This is a genomic window from Petrimonas sulfuriphila (assembly GCA_038561985.1).
Lineage (GTDB): Bacteria > Bacteroidota > Bacteroidia > Bacteroidales > Dysgonomonadaceae > Petrimonas > Petrimonas sulfuriphila.
This window is the reverse complement of record CP073276.1, coordinates 3,135,055-3,154,333: the sequence shown is the minus strand read 5'-3', so window position 1 is coordinate 3,154,333 and position 19,279 is coordinate 3,135,055. Positions and strand designations below refer to the sequence as shown.

The following is a 19,279-nucleotide window of genomic DNA, read 5'->3' as shown; positions in this document are numbered from 1 at the left end:
CACCCGTGGTCCTAACTCCCTGTTCCAACAAAAGGGTTGTATCTTCTCTCCTGTCCGATAGTTGTTTTGGGGCCATGTCCCGGGTAAACTTCCGTATCATCGGGAAAAGTAAAGAGTTTTGTCCGAATACCTTCGGTAAGTTGTTCAAAGCTTCCTTCGAGCAAGTCTGTGCGTCCGATGCTTCCGTTGAAAAGTACATCTCCGACCAGGGCAAGCTTCTCTTTTTCGTTGTAGAAAACAATGCTTCCGGGAGAATGTCCGGGGACGTGCAAGACCTTCAATTGTTGCTCTCCAAAAGAAACTACATCGTTTTCAGCAAGAAAACCGCCGATTTCAGGCCGGTAATCCACATTTGTATTGAATCCAAACAGCTGAAGTTGTTGCGACAGGTTTTCAAGCAAGACAATATCGTCCCGATGCACCAGGAGTTTCAAACCAAATTGCGATGCTAAAAAATTTACCCCGAAAATATGATCAAAATGCAAATGAGTGTTTACAAGATGTTTAACAACTAAGTTGTTATCCAGTATAAAATTAAGCAGCAGCTTATTCTCATCGGGGAAAAAACAGGATGCATCCACAACAATACACTCACCCGTTCTGTCATATAATACGTAGGTGTTAACTCCCAATGGGTTAAATTCGAATGTCTTAATCTTCATCTATCGGCAGAAATTTCTTGTAATGCGTTTCCTATTTTGATACAAATATACGGCTTTCTTTTCAAATTGTAGTGTAAAAAAAAGCTATTCCGGCGTCATCTCGAAAATGAAAACCGGAATAGCATATTTCGTTTTATATCTCCCTAAAAAAATTAAGGTAACAGTAAATTCACAGAAAGATGTTTGTCGCTGCGGACGTAAGTGGTAACCACGCTGTATACGGGTTGGCCGCTCTCGGCGGCAATTACTTGTGACGATTGCGGATAAAGGACAATACGTCCGGGGCCGTTACCGGCTGTACGTTCCATCTCGAAATACAAGTCGCTGTTGTTTCTGATCTGATAATATTTGATGGTTTTTCCCTCGCGATTGGTTTCGGAATGATGGCTAGGAAGAACTTCCACACATGCATTAAACAGAGAGCGGACATTTTCTTCTTTTCCCATGAGGTATTTACTTGCCCATGCCACTGTTCTTCGTGCATCCAACGCTTCCCGGACAGATTCGGGAGTGTTATCACGGACCAGAACAAGGGTCATCGTACGGTGTACATAATCTCGGCTGTTGTCATAACTAAGGCTGATTAAATTGTGAACATCTGTCGATCCCATTACGGTCAGGTTTTTGTCGATACACCAATCCAGTGCTTTCATGTGAAAACCTGTTCCGTTAACAACCTCTATTCCGTCGAGCGCTTTATTTTTATACAAATCTTCAATAAACGGAAGCCATTCATACGAACCGGCTATTCCGGGCTGCCAACCGGGATGGTTCCAGAAAATAAAAGCATTTTGTGCCTCGGCTTTCATCACGGCTTCACGATCCGTCTCGTTGGTGTTCACGGTTAAATAATCGTCCGTATCACCGATAAACAAGGCATTGAAATGTCCGGGAGGAGTCTGGCGGGTCACTTCCGTTCCTTTTACCAGGGTAATCCCCTGCCGTTGAGCACTGGGTTTCGCTATTTCATAAGGACGGTTGTTGTTGGGTGTAATATCGTCTTTTTTTGGCGTATACTCCATGTGATCGGTTATTGCAATGGCGTCAAGCCCTTCCCTCCACGCTTCCTGAACACGTACCGTAGGCCAGACATCGCCATCGGAAAAAACAGTGTGCATGTGGAAGTCACACTTCAGCACCTTAAAGCCGTTTACATCCGGTATGACGATATTACTGCGTTTGTTGGGCCTGGAAAATTCATTGAGATTCATCACGCCGTTATTGATCTGTTGGGCCTGCGAAACAAAGGCGAAAAAAGAAGCAAGAAACAGGGTAAAAATTGTCTTTTTCATACGATTATTTTATTTGTGTTATGTATAAAATTCAGATGATTCCGGATACAAAGAAACAAAAATAAATCCGGAAAAATATTACGTTCTAATTAAGAAACAGCATTTCCACACTCACACACATGCGTTCTGACAAAAAAAACCGGATAACCGGAAAAGACTCTTGTTTTTAAGGAATAACTTGAAGTTCCACAAAACGAGCCGCCGCATTCAGGAAATGCGCTGTAATCCAGAAAACGGTCCAGCCTTCTGCGTATCCACCCCGCAGGTTATGTACATTGCTCATATCGCCGCGCTGCGCAAAATTGGTCTGTTGCAGTTGCTCTCCCTGCGACCCGTACATATCAGTAAGCTGAAAACACGAGCGGTACATTACTCTCGCCAATTGCTTTAACCGGTCGTCGTCCAGATATTTGCCCATCTTATAAACTTCCGGAGCGAATAGGACGGCATAGACATCAATATGCTGGTTTTGCGGAGAGACTACGCTCCAACCAGTCGATTTGAAATGAAAGTCGGCTAGACGTCCTGCGGGTAAAGGGATATCCCACACCACCACATAACTCAGGCATACGTCCATCGCGTGTTTGGCCCAGTCCAGGTATTTATCCTCTTTGAACCGCTCGTACAGTTCCAAAAAACCCTGGAAAGCAGCCCATGCCCCCTCTTTGTCCTCGCAGGTCGCATCGAGGGTACCTCCCCAATAGCAGCCGTCCATGGCAAGGTGACGATCCGCGTAGATTGCGGCTATTTTTTCCGAGGCTTGTCGGTATTCTTTTTTACCAAACAGAACCGATGCTATTGCCAGTGGTGCCATGTAAAAACCTTCGGCAGTAGAGTGAGGATCCCAGGCCGGATTCAATATTCGTTTTACCTGTCCATCGCATGCCGATGTGAGAAATGCTTCCCATTTTTCCGTGTTGTACCGTTTGTTTTTTTGAGCCGTTTCAATTGCTTTGGCAAAATTATACAGCGCTTGTCCGCACGAAACATGATCACCCCCATAGAATTCTTTTCCGTTAAAACCCACAGGAAACATCCCGTTCTCCCTATTCACCGGAAATGATGCCAGAAAATCCAACGATTGCTGTACTTTAGCCGGTAAATCCTCATCGTTTAACCGGTCGGCAAGAACCTGCAACGCATATCCCGGGGATTCCGCCTGGCCGCACCATCCCATCACCATATCTTTTCTGTTTTGCAAATCATACATTCCATAGCCTGCGGCATTATTGCCGTAATCCACCCACCGGCTCCGGGCAAAGCGGTATTTGCTTGCAAGTATCGTATTGAAATCCGGAAACCTCTCCGCATCATAGGGTTTGTGCAAATCCAGTGAAGTGTATACCGGTTGTTGAAAACCGCTCCCTTCCCGATCAATTGAATACAGCTCGATATAAAATTCTTTTTCGATAATACGTCCCGGCTCCATACTCAAATAGGTATTGGTATATTTCATGGGAGTTAACTGGAGAGCCTTGGCTACACTGTGTTTTTTGTTGTAGCCGATAGGGCCGGAATAAAGGACAAAATCTGTATACCCGTCACCAGCCTCTACACCGGCAGACCACCATTGATCAGCTAGCAAAGCTCCACGCACGGGGCTGGGGGTAAAATGAATCGCGGCCGCGTATTGATCTTCCCGGTTTTCCAGCATTACAAACGGCATCGGGTAACGATGATCTTCAAAGATGGCAAATTCACCGGCTTTCCCTGTATAAACCGGAATAATGTCGGGATTGACACGCGCTCCGTTTTTATTTCCATAGTAAAGAATCCCGGGCATAAAAACGGACATCTCCTTCCCTTTTACGCGCAAACGCACAGAGAGGGTTAAAGGAGATAATGTCTTTTCCCCTTTCCATTCAAACCGCCGTACACATTTGATCAATCCCGGCTTTTCCTCACGATAGGCATCCCTCATGTAGAGAACTCCATGCGGCAACACAATCTCTCCTTTCAGGATAGTCCATTCATCGTATTGCTCCACTTCAGTTGGAGTAGCATGGACCCATTCTGTCATCCAGTCGTTTTCCCATCCTGTGGCAACCGACCAGACTCCTTCCTCCGGAGCGGTAATGATCGCATCATTCTTCAAGACAAACAACGGTCTGTGATCTTCTACTTTCAGCTGCGCCTGGCCTTGCAGGCATAATAATAGGCACGCCAGTACCCCGATCCCTGTTTTTTTCATTTTATCGCAAACAAAATCATTAGTTCGTTGAGCGGACAGAAATACAAAATAAATTACTTTCTTGTCACGACGACAAAATTATCGATTTTTTCCTGTTTCCTGAAAGATTCTGTGTATCTTTGAATACAAAATAATAATATGGACCTGAAAAATCAATCGTTAACACTCTTTTTCATTATTGTTATCAACGCTTTGCCGTTATGCGGTCAGACCGTAAAAAAGCTATCGGAAATTCCTATCCGTGATCCTTACATTATGCCAGATAAAAAAAGCGGATATTACTACATGTACAAATCCGCTTCAGTCAATACTTCGGGAAAAGTTATGGGAGGAGTTGAGGCTTATAAAAGTAGGGACCTGAAAAACTGGGAAGGTCCGGTGCAGGTGTTTACTGTGCCGGATGACAACTGGATAACCGGAGCGGTTTGGGCTCCCGAAGTGCACACTTATAATGGGAAATACTACCTTTTTGCCACGTTAAATTCAAATATTCAGTGGAAGAAAGAGCAGCAAGGATGGCCTAAATACCTTTTCCGGGGAACACAAATCTTTGTTTCCGACCATCCTGATGGGCCTTTCCTCCCTTACGCAAAAGTACCTCATACACCTATGGACCAAATGGCGCTTGATGGAACATTATGGGTTGAGGAGGGACGCCCCTATATGATTTATTGCCACGAATGGGTGCAGGTGATCGACGGTACCATGGTATTGGTGGAACTGTCTGCAGACCTTTCCGCTCCCGCAGGAGACCCGCTGACCTTGTTTCACGCTTCGGCAGCCGGTTGGTCCACAGGATCCTCACACGACAACATTTCCGTAAAATCGTACGTTACCGACGGATGTTTTCTTTACCGCACCAAAACAGGTAAATTACTGATGATATGGTCCAGCTTTATGAACGGTGAATATGCCATTGGAATAGCGGAGTCGGTAACCGGAAAAATACACGGGCCATGGGTACAACAAGAGAAGCCACTGTTCACGCAAAACGGCGGACACGGCATGATATTCCGCACTTTCGAAGGCCGTCTATGCATGACTTTTCACCGTCCCAACTCACCGAGAGGCCAGGAACGTGCCCGGATATTCGAACTGCAAGATACCGGAGATACCCTGCAACTGCTTCAGGAATTAACGCTTTAACGTTATGCAGTAAATTATTTAACTACATCTGCAACCCATGATTGAACGGAGAGATTTTTTAAAAAAAGTTGCAATTAGCGGTGTCGCACTAACATCCGCAAATGGATTAACAAGTTTTACCTCTCGCTTTCCCGACACACCAAATAATTCCGAAGGACAAGGGATTATCGAGAAAGAAAAAGATACACTTTCTGCTGTGTGGAAATTTGATTTTGACGAGAGAAATGCTCAACTTATCCTGCAAAATCTAAATGTGACCCTAAAGGGAAAATTACGTTTTCTGTCGGACGATACGCCCTGGATGGTCTGCTGCTCCCGGGACGGAGTTGCCAACCGGAATACCTTGGTGGATCCTCGAGGCGACGTGCAGGGTTATTGGGTGCTCAATACAGTAGGCACGCAGCTAGAGCTACTGTTCTACCACCGGACAGCACAGCGATTCGCAGGGAGGTTCTCTTTTGAGGGTACTATTTTCTTTTCAGAAGATGCTTTTCCCTGTCGGACCAAACCCGTTGTCGGAGAGAGGGTGTTAAATCTGATGAGTGGGTTTGCCGATTCGCTCCTGAATGATTCCTTATTCTCTCCGAAGGATGATCTTTTATTACAGTTCACTGCCGCAAATTTCAGGATCCAAACGGTTGTCAAGGGGGAGTTTTCATTCCGGTTAAGCGGACGAATCGAAGATGCCGCTGAGACGGTTTTTGTCTTCAACATGGAGCCTGGTTACTTTCAAAAACGATATATCCCCTACTATCAGCCCATTGACAGGAAACGCTGTCCTGTCGTCCCTACCGGATGGATGTCCTGGAACACCTATTTCGATAAAGCTTCGGCGGAAGACAACTTGGCCGAAGCCCGGATTGGAAAGAAGTACCTTCAACCTTTCGGTTGCGAGTTTTGGTCCATCGAGTCTTGGCAAGGAAATTCCGATCAATTGCCAGTGAGGGACTTCTACAACATGAACCTTGAGGTAAATGAAAAACAATTTCCCAAAGGAATGAAAGCGTTGGCCGATGAAATACGGTTGCTGGGTTTTCGTCCCGGGTTGTGGATGGCTCCTTTTGGCACGGGAAATGAATTGTTTTATAAGGAACACCATAGCTGGTTCTTGCACGACAAGAACGGAAAACCCATCAGCTCCTGGAACGGCAAGTACACTCTGGATCCCACGGTAAGGGAAGCGAGAGAACACCTGCGGGAAATACACCGGATCGCATCCAGGGAATGGGGATATGAGTTTTTTAAGATTGATGGTATGTCGGGACGAAATTCCGGTTACTGCGCTCATTTATACGAACGACCCGAAATCAGGGCGTGTTTCAACGATCCGTCCTGCCTCAATCCTTTTGAACTCTGCGTACAGGCATTCCGTGAAGGAATGGGTGAGGACCGGGTATTTCTGGCCTGTCAAGGACATACTTCGGGTCCGGAAGCGAGATATGCAGAGGCCTCCCGTATCGGGGCAGATATTGTACATCCTAACCAGCCGGTCGTGTGGAGTGGCGTGGTAAATCAGGCAAGTTGTCTGGTTAATCAAGTATTTACTCACAATATCGTAATGATAGCAGATCCCGATACCTTGCTTGTGGGTGATCTTCCTTTGGAGGAAGCACGTACCTCGGCCACGATTGTCGCTTTACCCGGACAAATGACATTTTTTGGTGATAAACTAGCTGGCCTAGAGGAAAGAAAAATGAAAATTCTACAACAGACATTGCCCGTAGCAGATGTTCGTCCAGGGAATCTCTATCCCTATTTTGGGACAATGCCTGTGTGGAATTTGCGGATACAACACGAATTTATAGGCAAGTATAATGTGATCGCTTTTTTTAATTGGGAGGATCAGAGAAACTTCATATCTACAACGCCGGAGGAGTTAGGCATCGAGAATCAGGATTACACCGGTTTTGAATTCTGGGAAAAACAACCTTTTAATTATAAATCGATTGAGAAACAATTTTCGTTGGAAGTTCCTCCTCATGCTGTGAGATTGGTGGCCATCCATCCGATAAAAGATGTTCCTCAATGGATCAGTAGTGATCGTCACATTACCCAAAATGGTATGGAGGTGTCGGCTATGGAATGGGAAAGCAAGCGAATGCTATTGAACGGAACTGTTCGGCTTGTCGGGTCGTTTCCTTTATCCATGTATATCAAAGTTCCTCGGCGATATACATTCGGGGACATAACATGTAAAGACGCCAAATGTCGTGTTATTCAAAATCAGGATGTGCTTTCGATCACTTTTCAAGGAGAAGAGTCTGGGGAAACGGACTTTTCCATCAAATTCAAACAGAAGATTAGTTAATATATCTTTTTTAAAAAAAATTAAACCATAAAAGTCATGATCATGAATGCAGATGGCCGTGTAAAAAGAATGGGTTTTTCATTCAGAGTGAAATTAGCGATTCTAATAATTCTGTGTTGTTTTTTCAACAGTTATGCACAAGTAATAAATGTCAATATCCACGCTCATCGTGGTGGAATGCTTGAATACGAAGAAAATACGATCAATGCTCTGAAAGAAACCTATGAGCGGGGTATTCGCGGATACGAAATTGATATACGGCAAACGAAGGACGGTAAGTTAGTCCTTTTACATGACGCATCTTTGCTCCGGTCGGTCGGCATTGATCGTCCCATTGAATATTTAACATTAAATGAGATCAGAAAATTAAGGACGAAACAGGGAAATACAATTCCGACATTGGAAGAGGTTCTTGATTTTTTCAACGATAAAGAGGAGGTATATGTGGAATTCGAAATGAAAACAAATAACCCCATGTATGATGAAGCCACTTTAAAGCGCTATTGCGACCAGCTTTGTGATAAAATATATGCAGCGAAACCGCCAACATCCACATATGTATTGACATCCTTTGACAAAAGACCACTGAAGTATTTAAAAGAAAATCGTCCGAAAACAGAATTAATGTTAATAAAATCGGAAGGATTGAGTGAAAATCTGCTGCAGGAGGCCAACGAACTTGGAATTAAAAGAGTCGCGTGCAGAATTGATGGAACCACACGCGGGATGGTTCAGCATGCGAAAGAAGAAGGATTTACGGTTTGTCTATGGCCCGGCACGTCTGTAGAGGATTTTTTACTAGGGGTTGCCTTAGGAGGTGATCATTTGTGTACGGATGTTCCTTTGGCAATTTCGAAATGGGTAAAAGCAAATGTTTCTTGGATTAAGTTAAAGTGAAATCATTAATTTAGGCACTCATAAACGACACCTGCAAGCATCACTCACATAAATAAACATTTAATCCTGAGATAAGTGGAGAATATCGGAGTCGAACCGATGACCTTTTGACTGCCAGTCAAACGCTCTAGCCAGCTGAGCTAATCCCCCATGTTTTTTGTTTCGGTTTGCAAAGATAGAGTTTTTATTTAAATTTGCAACGGTATTCGAAAAGTAAATTTACAGAAAAGAACACAATGATTATTTATAACACTACTTTTAGCGTTCCGACAGAATTACAGAACAAGTTTCTGGATTTTATCCGTAACGAGTACATCCCCTTATCCACCCAAAACCATGTCATGAAAGAGCCAAGGCTCACACGTGTTTTTTCTAAAGACGACAACGGGGATGCCTCCTATGCCCTGGAGTTTAAATCCGATACAATTGAAGCCCTGGAGGAATGGAACAAAACTGTGGGAAGAAAGCTCTATTTTTTAATAACAACAAGATTTGGACAAAACATTCAGGGATTTGCAACACTTTTGCAACCCATTGATCTATGATACAACAACCGCCTATAAAAGAACGAATTATTCTGGGTATCGACCCGGGGACACAAGTTATGGGATACGGAATTCTCAAGGTCCTCGGGAACAAGCCGGCACTTGAAGCAATGGGTGTTATGCAGCTCGACAAATATGAAAACCATTACCTTCGTCTGGCAAAAATTTATTCACGGGTTGTCAGCTTGATCGAAGAATATTTACCCGATGAGATGGCTATTGAAGCACCTTTTTACGGTAAAAATGTGCAAAGCATGCTCAAACTTGGCCGTGCACAAGGTGTTGCCATGGCCGCAGCCATAGCACGAGACGTTCCCATTTTTGAATACGCTCCGTTGAAAATAAAAATGTCCATTACCGGAAATGGGCGTGCGGCAAAAGAACAGGTGGCCTACATGTTGCAAAAGATTCTGCAGATCCCTGACGCGAACATGCTTCCTCAGCTGGATGCCACGGACGGTCTGGCTGCAGCCATGTGCCACTATTACCAGTCTTTGGGTGTTCAATCCGATGGTCTTAAATACAAGAACTGGAAAGATTTTGCAGAACGTAATCAGACAAAAATAAGAAAATAAATTTTCAAATCCATAATCATTTTTTTATCTTTGCGTTATGAACCAGCTGATTTCCCATATAGAATATCTTTTACATACACACAATTGTGTAATTGTTCCTTCACTGGGAGGATTTGTTGTGAATACGGCTCCTGCCCACAGAAACGGACTCTCGGTTTTCAATCCACCGGAGTGTGAACTGGTATTTAATCGAGAACTCTCCCACAACGACGGATTATTGGTGGAGTCTTACATGCGTATTGACGGCATTTCTTTTGAAAACGCCACACAAAAAATCAATGACTCCGTGCGACAGATTAAAAACCAGTTACGTTCTGAGAAATCTGTCGATCTGGGCGATCTGGGAAGTTTCCGGATGGTGGATGATCAGCGGTTTGTTTATCAGTCAAAAAATTTTGTGCGACCCGAACACTTTGGGCTTTCCAGTGCTTCCTTGAAACCCGTAATTCAGCTGCAGCCGGCTGCACAGTTAGTCGAAATACCGGAAAGCAGCAAGAAATCCATTGTAAGGAAAGCAGGCATTGGTGCAGCTGCAGCAGCGGTTATTGCCGCTATAATGCTTCTTTTCCCCATTCAGGACAGTACTCTTCGCCATCAAACGGCTCAATTCTTCTCCCTCGGTTCAGTTCCATCCGTTGCGGCTGGAGTTGTTTCCGGGGAAACGCCGGAGCTTAGTGAAAACATTACCACAACCCAACCCGAAGTAGAAGCTACGCTGTCATCGGAAGGCCCCAAGTTTTACATCGTGACCGGTGTTTATCAGGTTCGCAATGTAGCCGATGACATGATTGCCCTGTTGCATTCCGAAGGATTTTCAGCTGCTTCCGTTATCGATCGCCCCAATCGTATCGATGTTTACGCCTTGTCTTTCTCTACACGCGAGGAAGCTGAACAAAACCTGAAACAGCTCAAAAAGGATTTTCCCAATCACCGGGATGCCTGGGTATTGAAAAGGTGATCGTTTACTCCTGAATATAAATCCCGTCCCGCGGTAACAAATTCTTTAAATTAGCCATGTTATAAACTGTAACCGCCTGCGTTACGGATGTATAGTCCATGTACTCAGGAATGCTTAAGTTATACAGGTCGCGGGTAGTATGCCAGATTTCCCGGTAACTGAAATTATACCCTAACGGATCCGTATTGCTGAAAGCAAGAGTCGGAACGCCATTCATGGCAAAATAGGCATGATCGCTACCTCCGGCAGTAATGGGGACTGCACGAGGAGGTTGTGTGCTTTTTTCAACGGTGAAAGGAATCTGAGGGTTGTAATCGGCTAACCCCTCCGTACATTTTACAATATCGTCGTACATATTTTCGGGAACGTTCAACCCCGATGCGGCGGTTGGACCGCCGTCACGGTTAAAATAATTGGATATCTTTTTCAATTTATCCGGATTGTTCTCCACCCAAAATTTAGAGCCCAACAACCCAAACTCTTCTCCTGCCCAAAAACAAAACAAAATCGTCCTGTCGGGACGGTTTCCTCCGGCAGCCATGATCATCCGCGCCATTTCCAGATTAGGAGCAACGCCCGTCCCACAATCAACCGCCCCAGTGGAGGAATCGTAGGAGTCCAGATGACAGCCGCTCATCACGTATTCATCCGGATATTTCGTCCCCCGGATCTTTCCTATCACATTGTGGTATTTTACCGGTCCGGGTTTGAAATGGTTGCGTATGTCAAATTCCAACATTACAAACTCCCTCCTTTCCACTTTTTTTCGAATAATATTATACTGATCTTCATTCAATTTTATATCGGGAATGGTGGGCAGGTTATCAAACGACAAGCTGTAAATATTTTTCCGGTCATACATCGCCACCAGTGGAACCGGAGCCGACTGGATCGTTCCCAGAATTCCGGCTTCCCTCATCTCCTTATAGAATAATGCCGGCTCGGTGATTTTGTCAGAATCGTTTGGAGATGCTTCTTTTTTGGCAATGATGGCACTCCGCAGGGAATCTCCGCTTACAGAGTGATCAATAGGAAAACCGGTATTCTGTCCTTCAATCAACACCCATGCTCCTTTCAATTTCCCCTTCATCCGTTCAAACTCCTGCCGGGTTTTGGGTTCAACAACCACATGTCCGCGTTGTACTCCCTTTGTTCCGGATGTATAGCTAGGCGTTACAAAATCGAGTGACATGGAGGTATCACTGTACATTTTCCCAAACCAGGGGCCCCGGTTAAAACCCACGGGCATTTCTCCCACTTCCTGAATTTCCACTTCCAACCCCCACTCCTTCAGTTTACCGGCCACCCAGTACGTAGCATTTTCATAAGCGTCGGAACCTATCGGCCTACCGCCGATCCGGTTGGTGAGTATATCCAAATGTTGCATGGTGCGGTTATCCGTTTTTCCTAACTCCATGATTTTTCTGCTCACTTTGTTCTGCGCTCCAACAGGTAGGCTTCCTATCAGCAGAACGAGGAAGCAAACTTTTCTGATAATATGCATTTGAAATGTATTTTGATTTTTTTTTTGCAAAGATATTCATATTTACGTAAAATCCGCCATCAAACTTCCTTTCAAAAAGGAAACCTCCCGAATACTTTTAACTTTTCTTATGCAGTGATTTTGAAAAATTGGGCATCTCTTAAGAAACAAATGATTAATTTTGTTATAGATAGCAGGTAACAGATATTAGACTGAAATCTGTCAGAAAGGCGGTCTGATTTTGATAGTGTAACGGCCAAAATATACAATATGAAGATTCCGCAACGACTTTTACTTCTGTTTTTCCTGATGTTTCTGGTGTTTTATTCGGTGTGCGCACAAGAGAACCCCATCAGAAAAGACAGTTTAAGGATAATCCCGAAAAATCCGTTGTCCTTGCCCTCCGATTCTGCTGCACCGGGTGGTGTTTCCGTCACTATTCCCACCATACACCCGATCGTGGGAAAAGACGGGCTTCAATACAACCGCTTCAACGACTTCACGGTAAATCCTTACCTTATGTCTCGCACACAACCATCGGGCGTTCAGTTCTACGGTACCGGATCGGATAATATTAATTCCAAATCACGAACAGCCGTAGCAACCTATTCACCGGTTCCGAGAATAAGCCTTTATTCTGCAGCTACACTGGGATTAGTGGAAACCCCTTTTTTTGGGAAAGGAAACTATTATATACTGAATGCCGGGGCTAGCTATCTGCTTACACCCAATCTCAATGCGGGGTTATCGGGGATGTATAATTCAAATTTTAACGTTATTCCCTTCTGGAGCGTCTCTGCAGATTTACAGTATCTGGCAGGCAGGAACTTGATGTTAGAAGGCAGTGCCGGCTTTATGAAGACCGGCGCCAACATGTTTGGGCTGAATCAATCGGCCGTCTTGGTGGATTTACATGCCCGATACCGATTATCCGACGACTGGTTCCTGAACGCCTACGGCGGATTTCCGGTGACGCAAAAGACCAACCGCCCTGCTGTACCCATGATGCCGATGATGGACAACACGCACTACGGCGGCACTGTTGAGTACTGGTTTCAACCCACTGTTGGTGCGGAAGCAGGTTTGATTTGGATACGCGATATGTTTTCGGGCAAGATGCGCCCGCAGCCGAAACTGGAACTTAAGTTCAGGCCGGGAAGGGGTAAATGATTCAGATTTCCACCAGCCCTTCTTTAATGGCAAACTTCACCAAATCAACGAGATTGGAAAAGCCTAATTTTGCCAGTATATTGCTTTTGTGCGTTTCTACGGTACGTATGCTGATACACAAACGGCTGGCAATTTCTTTCATTGATTTACCATCGCACAGCAGGCAGATTATCTCTGTTTCACGTTCAGAGAGAATGGATTCTGATGGCGCCGCCGGTGAAATTTGTTTTTTATAATTGAAAATCCCTTTTTTGCGCGGGCTATCTTTTTGATATTGTTGTGCCAGATAAATTTCGTACATCATTTTGGCAACGCTCCGCCCGAAATACGGGTTGCCCCCTGCTACCGTACATAATGCCGCCTGCAAATCTTCCCTGCGCGCCAATTTATTCAGGTATCCGTCCACGCCTATTTCCAGCAATTCGGTAATCAATTCTTCTGAAACCTCGGAAGAGAGCATGATGATTTTCATTTCGGGATATTCCAGCCGGAGTTTGCGCGCTATTTCCACTCCCGACAAGTCGGGCAGCATAATGTCCAGCAGCGCCATATCGGGAATATCGCCTTTTTGCAGAAACATGAAAAACTCAGCGGCAGAACCCGCCTCTCCAATTATTTCGCATGGACACTCAGTTAGTTTAGACATCGAGGATCTTATTCCTTCTCGATACATGGCGTGGTCGTCAACTAAAATTACTGTATGCATATTTTTTTAAGTTTGAAGATTTAATGCGGGGTTGTGTGCTTGCTGCCAAGCCTGTGGAATGTATGGTTGGAATTTAATCGTTCAGTCTGTTTTCAACATCCATCCGTTGATGCAACACCCTAATTATTTCAACACAACTCTTTTCAAGGTTAATTCTGTAAAAGATGAAATGTGATTTTACTTTTGAACGAAAATATCCCTTTCTTATTTTGCCGTAATTTTTTGCTGCCTTTGGATTATTGGCTATATATTCTATTTCGTCAAGAATTAAGCCGACATATCTATCAGCTTGTTCTATTGACCACGTTTCAAAAGTATAAAGCCAATTTTTTTCAAGGTCAGCTTGAGCTTCATTACTGATTTTCAACTCCATTATTGGGCAATTTATGTTTTTGATGTAAATTATCTAAAAAAACTTCTCTATTGAAGTTCTTAATGAACCCCGATTGCTCTCCTTTTTTAAGTTCCTTAATCAATTCCGTTTTTTTAGCTTCTTCATGTTCAAACATTCTGAGCGCCGCCCTCACAACTTCACTTGCCGAAGAGAATTTTCCGGATTCAATTTGCTTGTTTATAAAATTATTGAAATAGTCGCCAAGTAAAATGGATGTATTTTTAGCCATAATTAAAAATTGTTTTTGCGAAAATACCAATTATTGGTACACCTTGCAAACCTCCACGAGTTAAATATATAAAAAAACGTTTTCACCGCCCAAACCCCTAAATATCAAACCCCACCTCCGTGCCTTTTCCTTTCACGCTGTGGATAATAAGTCGGCTATTGTTTCTGACAAGCATTTCTTCACAGATAATCAGTCCCAGCCCGCTACCTGTTTCTCCGTGGGTGCCGTTGGTTGATTTGCTTTCGCCGAGCGTTACTATTTTTTTCACATCCTCTTCACTTATTCCCACGCCGTTGTCTTTTATCCGAAGCGAAACACCCGTTTCATCACACGTTACATCGACGTTGATTTCTCCTTCTTCGGGCGTGAATTTCACGGCGTTGTTCAGCAGATTGCGCAGCACCGTGTGTATCATCTGGCGGTCGGCGGTAACCATACAGCGTTCATCGCTGTTCAACCGCAGGGTTATTGCTTTGTTTTGCGCGGGCAGCCGGTAAAGTTCCATTACCTCCCTCATCATTTCAGACAAGTCAAACAGCGATGGGCGGTATTTCATCTCGCCGGTTTGCATGCGCGCCCAGTTGAGCAGATTTTGGAGCAGCTCCAGCTGGGTTTCAATTGCCCGGCGGAACTCGTTCAGGTTTTTCAGCAAGGAGTCCGTGTTATAATCGTCAAAACTTTCAAGCATATTCTCCACGGCCATGCGCTGTGCGGCTACGGGCGCTTTCAGGTCGTGCGAAATTATGGAGAACAGTTTGTCTTTGGTTGCATTCAGTCGGTGCAGACGCTTGTTCTGCCTCCTGCGGATACGGTACATGACGTAAAACATCCCCCCGAGCAGCAAGGCAGATACAGCGACAACCGCCAGCAGCAGGCGGTGCGTCCGCGCGAGTTTGACTTCCTGTTCCTTCCCCTCCACGTCATGCTTCACCCGCATCTCCTGCAGCGAGCGGTGCAGGGTGTAGTCCGACTGGCGGCGCATCAGTTCATGAAACCGTTGATGGCTGTTTATGGTCATTTTCACGTCGCCGAGATGCGCGTAAATCCCTACCAGATGGTCATACATCTGTATCAGCATGGCATAGTGAGTCGGCTCGCACATTTCTATTACTTTATGCGCATAGTTCAATGCGTTATTGTAGTCTTTCTCCACCCGGTAGTAGCGCACATAATTGGCATAAGTGCCCAGGGTGAGCAGCGGGATATTCTTCATGGCAACCAATTCCATCGCTTCGTCCAGATACTGCTTCACTTTCACTTGGTATTCGGGTAGCACGGGGTCGGTATAGCGATTCAGGTTGGTGTAATAGGCGGCATGCAGGTTCAGGTTTTGGATCATGTACAGGGTATCTTTCAGTTGCTTTGCAGTTTCGAGCGATTTAGCCGCCAGCGCGAGGCATTCCTCGTTGCGCTCGAGTACGGAATACAATTGCGACAACGAATTTTCGACCATCATCACCTCTCTATTCAGGTGATTTCGTTCTGCCAGTTTTTTGGCTTGGAGCATATAATCTTCTGCCAGCGAATCATTATACATCAGGTAATGCACTTTGCCAACAGCCAGCATCGACAGGGCGGTCAGCCGGTTGTCTTTGTGTTTCTTGCTGATATCGTAAGAGAGGATGGCATCTTCGAGAGCCGGTTCAAAAAAGGTAAGGGTTCCCAGCACGCGGCTTCGGAGAAGGAGAGCCTCCGCCCTGCGCGCGTAATGGGCGGTGTCTTGCATGCCTGCCAGGGCAAGGTCGAGGCATACCAGCGCCGAGTCGTTTTTGGCGTTCAGGTAATACTTATCCGCTTTGGCATAATAGTCGCCGCTTTCGGATAAAGCCCGGCAGAACAACGTGGAGCACATGGCGGCAAGCAGGATGACAATGAAGATTTTTTTCATACGATTAAAACTATTATTTTCAAAGGTATCGTATGAAACTCGCTTTTAATCATGCACATGGGTGTAACTAATTTAGATGCTCGTTTCATAAACTTTAATCAGTAGTTGTTTTTATCAAAAAATGATTTTAGTACTACGAACGCGATTTTTTTCTGACACGACAAATATACAAACGTTTTTTAACACAACCAACCATTTTGTTAAAAATAAATACAGAAATTAACAGAAAAGCATCTGCTCACGTGCGCGGGTTAACATTGCCACTCGCACACGTGTCATAACTTCTACATTTTGCACAAAACACGTACGTAAAACCCGCAATTTTAACATTTAAAAATACGTGTTTTTACGGATTGACAGCCCCCTGTTTATCCCCTAATTTTGCGATGTATATGAATGCAGGCATTTTAGTATAGGAAAAGAATGAGCGGAAAAGACAATATCGGGAAAGATGCGGAAAGAATACGGCAGATTTTGCGGCAGTTGGCTGACTCGTACAAGCAGTTTCTGGATGCCTTGAACGGCGCGCTGCCCCCGCCTCCGAAAAAGAGCGATGAGCAAGGAGAAAAGAGCGAAGAGTAAGGAGTGATGAGGAAATCTTACCAACATCAGTATTAATATAAAAACAGAACAGTTATGAAGTACAAATTAATTGAGCGGGAAAACCCGCAAGACCGCAGCCAAAAGAAATGGTACGCGCAGCCCGTCAACGAAGGAAGGATAGGACAAAAAGAAATCGCGACAGACATCATGGACTTATCGTCCTTGTCGCGCGGCGATGTGTCCAACGTCATCGAAAGCCTGATAGCCACCGTGCCCCGCTACCTGCTGATGGGCAAGAGCGTAAACCTGGGCAACCTGGGCACGCTGCGCCTCTCGTTCTCGAGCGAGGGAACAACCGACCCCAAGGCATTCAACACGGGCATGATTTCGGGAGTGAAAGTCATCTTTACCCCGAGCGTGGAGTTCAAGGAAAAACTGACCAAAATCAGTTTCGAGAAAGCCGAATAAGAACAGACGCGCCGGACGCTTGAATTTTCCCACGCGCGTAAAAATATTTAGGCACGCGAGAAAATAAAATTACCCACGTGAGAAAAAATATTCGCGCACGTAGGCAAGAACAAGCGACAAGTGGACGAGCCCCCCCACGCGGGAATTTGCTTAACAAAAACCCCCAAACGACCGAACGCATAAACTTTTTAACATCCCGATGCTTCGGGACAACAGTTCAACGATTCAACAGTTCAACAATAATCAATAACAATTGGTAAATAAAAGCACATGAAAAAACTAATTGCAATCCTCATCCTTGCATTGGCGGTACAAGTTCCCGCGCATGCGCAGCTCGGCGGGCTGCTCAACAAAGCAAAAGACGCCGTGAAAAAAGAAACCCAAAAAGCAGTGGACAAGGCGGAGGAAAAATTGGACAGGACAGCTTCCGCTGGAACATCCGGCGCAGCATCCGGCAGCGGGAAAGCCGTTGCTAAAGGCGAAATCCCCAAAGGGACAAAAACCATTTATGTTTCGGCAAACAAAGGAAGCAACCGTAATGACGGCAGCAAATCATCGCCACTCAAAGACTTACAGCGCGCGGTGGACGATGCGCCCGAAGGAGCCGTCATTCTGGTGGCCCAAGGAAATTACCTGGGAAAATTAGACGCGGGGTACATTTCCATCAAGAAATACATCTCCATCGTGGGCGGCTACTCCGATGATTTCTCCGAGCGCGACCCGCTGAAATACCGCACCATGATACAACCCGGTTCCGCTGCCGGAGGCACCAACGCCAACTACGGGCTGCTCGACATCTACGTGCGCGGCAAACGCACCGGCGTAATTCTTATAGACGGAATGATTTTAGACAAAGGACAGATGAACAAATACGTCATCCCCAATCCGCCTAATCCAAAATTCAAAGCGCCCGAAGGGTTGGAATCGAGCCTGCTGAATCCTCCCGGAAAACAAATCAACCAGCCTTCCATGAACGGAATTACAACAGTTTCCAACCAACTGATACACGGCGATGTAGAAGGTCAAGTTACCATTCGCAACTGTGTTTTCCTGAACGGAAGCCATTTTGGCATACAAATGGGCAATATCGGCGGGAATTGGAATATCTATAACAATGTATTTCTCGCCAGCCGGATGGCGGCGTGCGAAGTACGCAGCATGAACAAAACGCCCGGCGAAGCTGCCGTAGAGTTTCACAACAACACCGTGCTTTTTACCTGGCGGAGGGACTGGGTGCCGAGCGACAAAGACATGGGATACGGATTCCGCTATATGACAGGAATAAATGCCGATGTGTATAATAACATTATAGGGTGCTCCGATTTCTCAGCTTTAGACCGTACATACGTGGATGCCGACAAAAGCAAGGAAGCAGCCCGCAAAACATCGGCTTGGGACAACCTCTTTTTCGGAAACATAGAAGCCGACCTCGCGATGCCGTCAGGCGGCGGAAAGTTCTTACGCGTCTTCGCTAAAAGTTTCGAAGATGTAGATCAATTAGTGAAATACGAGGGCAACCGCGAAATGACCGATGCCGAAGTGAAGACATTCAGCAAGGCGGTAGATGACGCCTACCTCAAAGCATTTCTGAACATGGAAGGTTCGTCTGTATCTACCCACAACCCCAACTCTTCGGAAAATATCTTCCGCTCGGCGCTGGGGATGAACATGCGCGGCACAGAGAGCAACTATACATCCATGTACGGCAATATCTATCCGCTCGAAAAAGCATTCGACCTGTTTGGAGCCATGCCGAAGTATGGGGCGCAGATGATTGAACAGATTTAGCGGTGAGCAGTGAACGGTGCACGAAACAATTTTATA

18 protein-coding genes and 1 tRNA gene are annotated in these 19,279 nt (G+C 45.3%); 10 read left to right on the top strand and 9 right to left on the bottom strand.

Annotated features, from left to right (window positions below; translation table 11 throughout):
* Positions 1 to 11: 11 nt before the first annotated feature.
* The 3 genes from KCV26_13390 to KCV26_13380 form a co-directional block, all read right to left on the bottom strand.
* Positions 12 to 662, bottom strand: a complete 651-nt coding sequence (locus tag KCV26_13390; GenBank protein WZX36284.1) for an MBL fold metallo-hydrolase — start codon at positions 660 to 662, stop codon at positions 12 to 14.
* Positions 663 to 814: 152 nt separating this feature from the next.
* Positions 815 to 1,954, bottom strand: coding sequence for a PHP domain-containing protein (locus tag KCV26_13385; protein ID WZX36283.1), 1,140 nt, complete (start codon positions 1,952 to 1,954; stop codon positions 815 to 817).
* A gap of 166 nt (positions 1,955 to 2,120) precedes the next feature.
* Positions 2,121 to 4,145: a hypothetical protein gene (locus tag KCV26_13380; GenBank protein ID WZX36282.1), complete on the bottom strand. Its 2,025-nt coding sequence runs from the start codon at positions 4,143 to 4,145 to the stop codon at positions 2,121 to 2,123.
* A 138-nt stretch (positions 4,146 to 4,283) separates the two neighbouring features.
* Here KCV26_13380 and KCV26_13375 point away from each other — a divergent pair, with 138 nt between their 5' ends.
* From KCV26_13375 to KCV26_13365, 3 genes are read left to right on the top strand one after another with little or no spacing between them, the layout of a single operon-like run.
* Positions 4,284 to 5,291, top strand: coding sequence for a family 43 glycosylhydrolase (locus tag KCV26_13375; GenBank protein WZX36281.1), 1,008 nt, complete (start codon positions 4,284 to 4,286; stop codon positions 5,289 to 5,291).
* A gap of 37 nt (positions 5,292 to 5,328) precedes the next feature.
* Positions 5,329 to 7,599 (top strand): alpha-galactosidase, encoded by a 2,271-nt coding sequence (locus KCV26_13370; protein ID WZX38393.1) that lies wholly within the window; start codon positions 5,329 to 5,331, stop codon positions 7,597 to 7,599.
* A gap of 36 nt (positions 7,600 to 7,635) precedes the next feature.
* Positions 7,636 to 8,496, top strand: coding sequence for a glycerophosphodiester phosphodiesterase (locus KCV26_13365; GenBank protein WZX36280.1), 861 nt, complete (start codon positions 7,636 to 7,638; stop codon positions 8,494 to 8,496).
* Positions 8,497 to 8,572: 76 nt separating this feature from the next.
* Here the strand turns inward: KCV26_13365 and KCV26_13360 are convergent.
* Positions 8,573 to 8,646 (bottom strand) — tRNA-Ala (locus tag KCV26_13360).
* 86 nt (positions 8,647 to 8,732) lie between these two features.
* Between KCV26_13360 and KCV26_13355 the strand changes: the two genes are divergently transcribed.
* The 3 genes from KCV26_13355 to KCV26_13345 are packed head-to-tail and all read left to right on the top strand — an operon-like array spanning position 8,733 to position 10,574.
* Complete coding sequence (locus KCV26_13355) at positions 8,733 to 9,041, top strand: DUF4286 family protein (GenBank protein ID WZX36279.1); 309 nt, start codon at positions 8,733 to 8,735, stop codon at positions 9,039 to 9,041.
* Entirely contained in the window at positions 9,038 to 9,616 is a 579-nt protein-coding gene (gene ruvC, locus KCV26_13350) for a crossover junction endodeoxyribonuclease RuvC (GenBank protein ID WZX36278.1), read from the top strand. The genes KCV26_13355 and ruvC overlap by 4 nt, the downstream gene beginning before the upstream one ends.
* Before the next feature lie 37 nt (positions 9,617 to 9,653).
* Positions 9,654 to 10,574 carry an SPOR domain-containing protein gene (locus tag KCV26_13345; GenBank protein WZX36277.1) on the top strand — a complete coding sequence of 307 codons (921 nt, stop codon included), beginning with the start codon at positions 9,654 to 9,656 and terminating at the stop codon, positions 10,572 to 10,574.
* A gap of 4 nt (positions 10,575 to 10,578) precedes the next feature.
* Here KCV26_13345 and KCV26_13340 read toward each other — a convergent pair whose 3' ends face one another.
* Entirely contained in the window at positions 10,579 to 12,078 is a 1,500-nt protein-coding gene (locus KCV26_13340; GenBank protein ID WZX36276.1) for a Zn-dependent exopeptidase M28, read from the bottom strand.
* Between the two features lie 249 nt (positions 12,079 to 12,327).
* Between KCV26_13340 and KCV26_13335 the strand changes: the two genes are divergently transcribed.
* Positions 12,328 to 13,227, top strand: a complete 900-nt coding sequence (locus tag KCV26_13335; GenBank protein WZX36275.1) for a hypothetical protein — start codon at positions 12,328 to 12,330, stop codon at positions 13,225 to 13,227.
* Position 13,228: 1 nt separating this feature from the next.
* On the opposite strand, the gene KCV26_13330 is transcribed toward KCV26_13335, so the two are convergent.
* The 4 genes from KCV26_13330 to KCV26_13315 all read right to left on the bottom strand — a co-directional run bounded on the left by KCV26_13330 (position 13,229) and on the right by KCV26_13315 (position 16,444).
* Complete coding sequence (locus tag KCV26_13330) at positions 13,229 to 13,933, bottom strand: response regulator transcription factor (protein ID WZX36274.1); 705 nt, start codon at positions 13,931 to 13,933, stop codon at positions 13,229 to 13,231.
* Between the two features lie 73 nt (positions 13,934 to 14,006).
* The gene (locus KCV26_13325; protein WZX36273.1) at positions 14,007 to 14,306 is read right to left on the bottom strand and encodes a type II toxin-antitoxin system RelE/ParE family toxin; all 300 of its coding nucleotides are present in this window, start codon (positions 14,304 to 14,306) and stop codon (positions 14,007 to 14,009) included.
* Positions 14,287 to 14,556 carry a type II toxin-antitoxin system ParD family antitoxin gene (locus KCV26_13320; GenBank protein WZX36272.1) on the bottom strand — a complete coding sequence of 90 codons (270 nt, stop codon included), beginning with the start codon at positions 14,554 to 14,556 and terminating at the stop codon, positions 14,287 to 14,289. Before KCV26_13320 ends, KCV26_13325 begins: the two co-directional genes overlap by 20 nt.
* Positions 14,557 to 14,653: 97 nt before the next feature.
* On the bottom strand, positions 14,654 to 16,444 hold the full coding sequence (locus tag KCV26_13315; protein ID WZX36271.1) for a HAMP domain-containing histidine kinase: 1,791 nt from the start codon (positions 16,442 to 16,444) through the stop codon (positions 14,654 to 14,656).
* A 423-nt stretch (positions 16,445 to 16,867) separates the two neighbouring features.
* Between KCV26_13315 and KCV26_13310 the strand changes: the two genes are divergently transcribed.
* The 3 genes from KCV26_13310 (at position 16,868) to KCV26_13300 (ending at position 19,243) form a co-directional block, all read left to right on the top strand.
* Positions 16,868 to 17,026: a hypothetical protein gene (locus KCV26_13310; protein ID WZX36270.1), complete on the top strand. Its 159-nt coding sequence runs from the start codon at positions 16,868 to 16,870 to the stop codon at positions 17,024 to 17,026.
* Between the two features lie 54 nt (positions 17,027 to 17,080).
* On the top strand, positions 17,081 to 17,455 hold the full coding sequence (locus KCV26_13305; protein ID WZX36269.1) for an HU family DNA-binding protein: 375 nt from the start codon (positions 17,081 to 17,083) through the stop codon (positions 17,453 to 17,455).
* Between the two features lie 270 nt (positions 17,456 to 17,725).
* The gene (locus KCV26_13300) at positions 17,726 to 19,243 is read left to right on the top strand and encodes a DUF1565 domain-containing protein (protein ID WZX36268.1); all 1,518 of its coding nucleotides are present in this window, start codon (positions 17,726 to 17,728) and stop codon (positions 19,241 to 19,243) included.
* Positions 19,244 to 19,279: the final 36 nt, after the last annotated feature.

Coding starts and splice junctions, on each gene's coding strand:
- KCV26_13365 (WZX36280.1), top strand. CDS start 7,636: ATGATCATGAATGCAGATGGCCGTGTAAAAAGAATGGGTTTTTCATTC.
- KCV26_13300 (WZX36268.1), top strand. CDS start 17,726: ATGAAAAAACTAATTGCAATCCTCATCCTTGCATTGGCGGTACAAGTT.
- KCV26_13385 (WZX36283.1), bottom strand. CDS start 1,954: ATGAAAAAGACAATTTTTACCCTGTTTCTTGCTTCTTTTTTCGCCTTT.
- KCV26_13380 (WZX36282.1), bottom strand. CDS start 4,145: ATGAAAAAAACAGGGATCGGGGTACTGGCGTGCCTATTATTATGCCTG.
- KCV26_13390 (WZX36284.1), bottom strand. CDS start 662: ATGAAGATTAAGACATTCGAATTTAACCCATTGGGAGTTAACACCTAC.
- KCV26_13325 (WZX36273.1), bottom strand. CDS start 14,306: ATGGAGTTGAAAATCAGTAATGAAGCTCAAGCTGACCTTGAAAAAAAT.
- KCV26_13320 (WZX36272.1), bottom strand. CDS start 14,556: ATGGCTAAAAATACATCCATTTTACTTGGCGACTATTTCAATAATTTT.
- KCV26_13375 (WZX36281.1), top strand. CDS start 4,284: ATGGACCTGAAAAATCAATCGTTAACACTCTTTTTCATTATTGTTATC.
- KCV26_13310 (WZX36270.1), top strand. CDS start 16,868: ATGAGCGGAAAAGACAATATCGGGAAAGATGCGGAAAGAATACGGCAG.
- ruvC (WZX36278.1), top strand. CDS start 9,038: ATGATACAACAACCGCCTATAAAAGAACGAATTATTCTGGGTATCGAC.
- KCV26_13305 (WZX36269.1), top strand. CDS start 17,081: ATGAAGTACAAATTAATTGAGCGGGAAAACCCGCAAGACCGCAGCCAA.
- KCV26_13315 (WZX36271.1), bottom strand. CDS start 16,444: ATGAAAAAAATCTTCATTGTCATCCTGCTTGCCGCCATGTGCTCCACG.
- KCV26_13345 (WZX36277.1), top strand. CDS start 9,654: ATGAACCAGCTGATTTCCCATATAGAATATCTTTTACATACACACAAT.
- KCV26_13355 (WZX36279.1), top strand. CDS start 8,733: ATGATTATTTATAACACTACTTTTAGCGTTCCGACAGAATTACAGAAC.
- KCV26_13335 (WZX36275.1), top strand. CDS start 12,328: ATGAAGATTCCGCAACGACTTTTACTTCTGTTTTTCCTGATGTTTCTG.
- KCV26_13340 (WZX36276.1), bottom strand. CDS start 12,078: ATGCATATTATCAGAAAAGTTTGCTTCCTCGTTCTGCTGATAGGAAGC.
- KCV26_13370 (WZX38393.1), top strand. CDS start 5,329: ATGATTGAACGGAGAGATTTTTTAAAAAAAGTTGCAATTAGCGGTGTC.
- KCV26_13330 (WZX36274.1), bottom strand. CDS start 13,933: ATGCATACAGTAATTTTAGTTGACGACCACGCCATGTATCGAGAAGGA.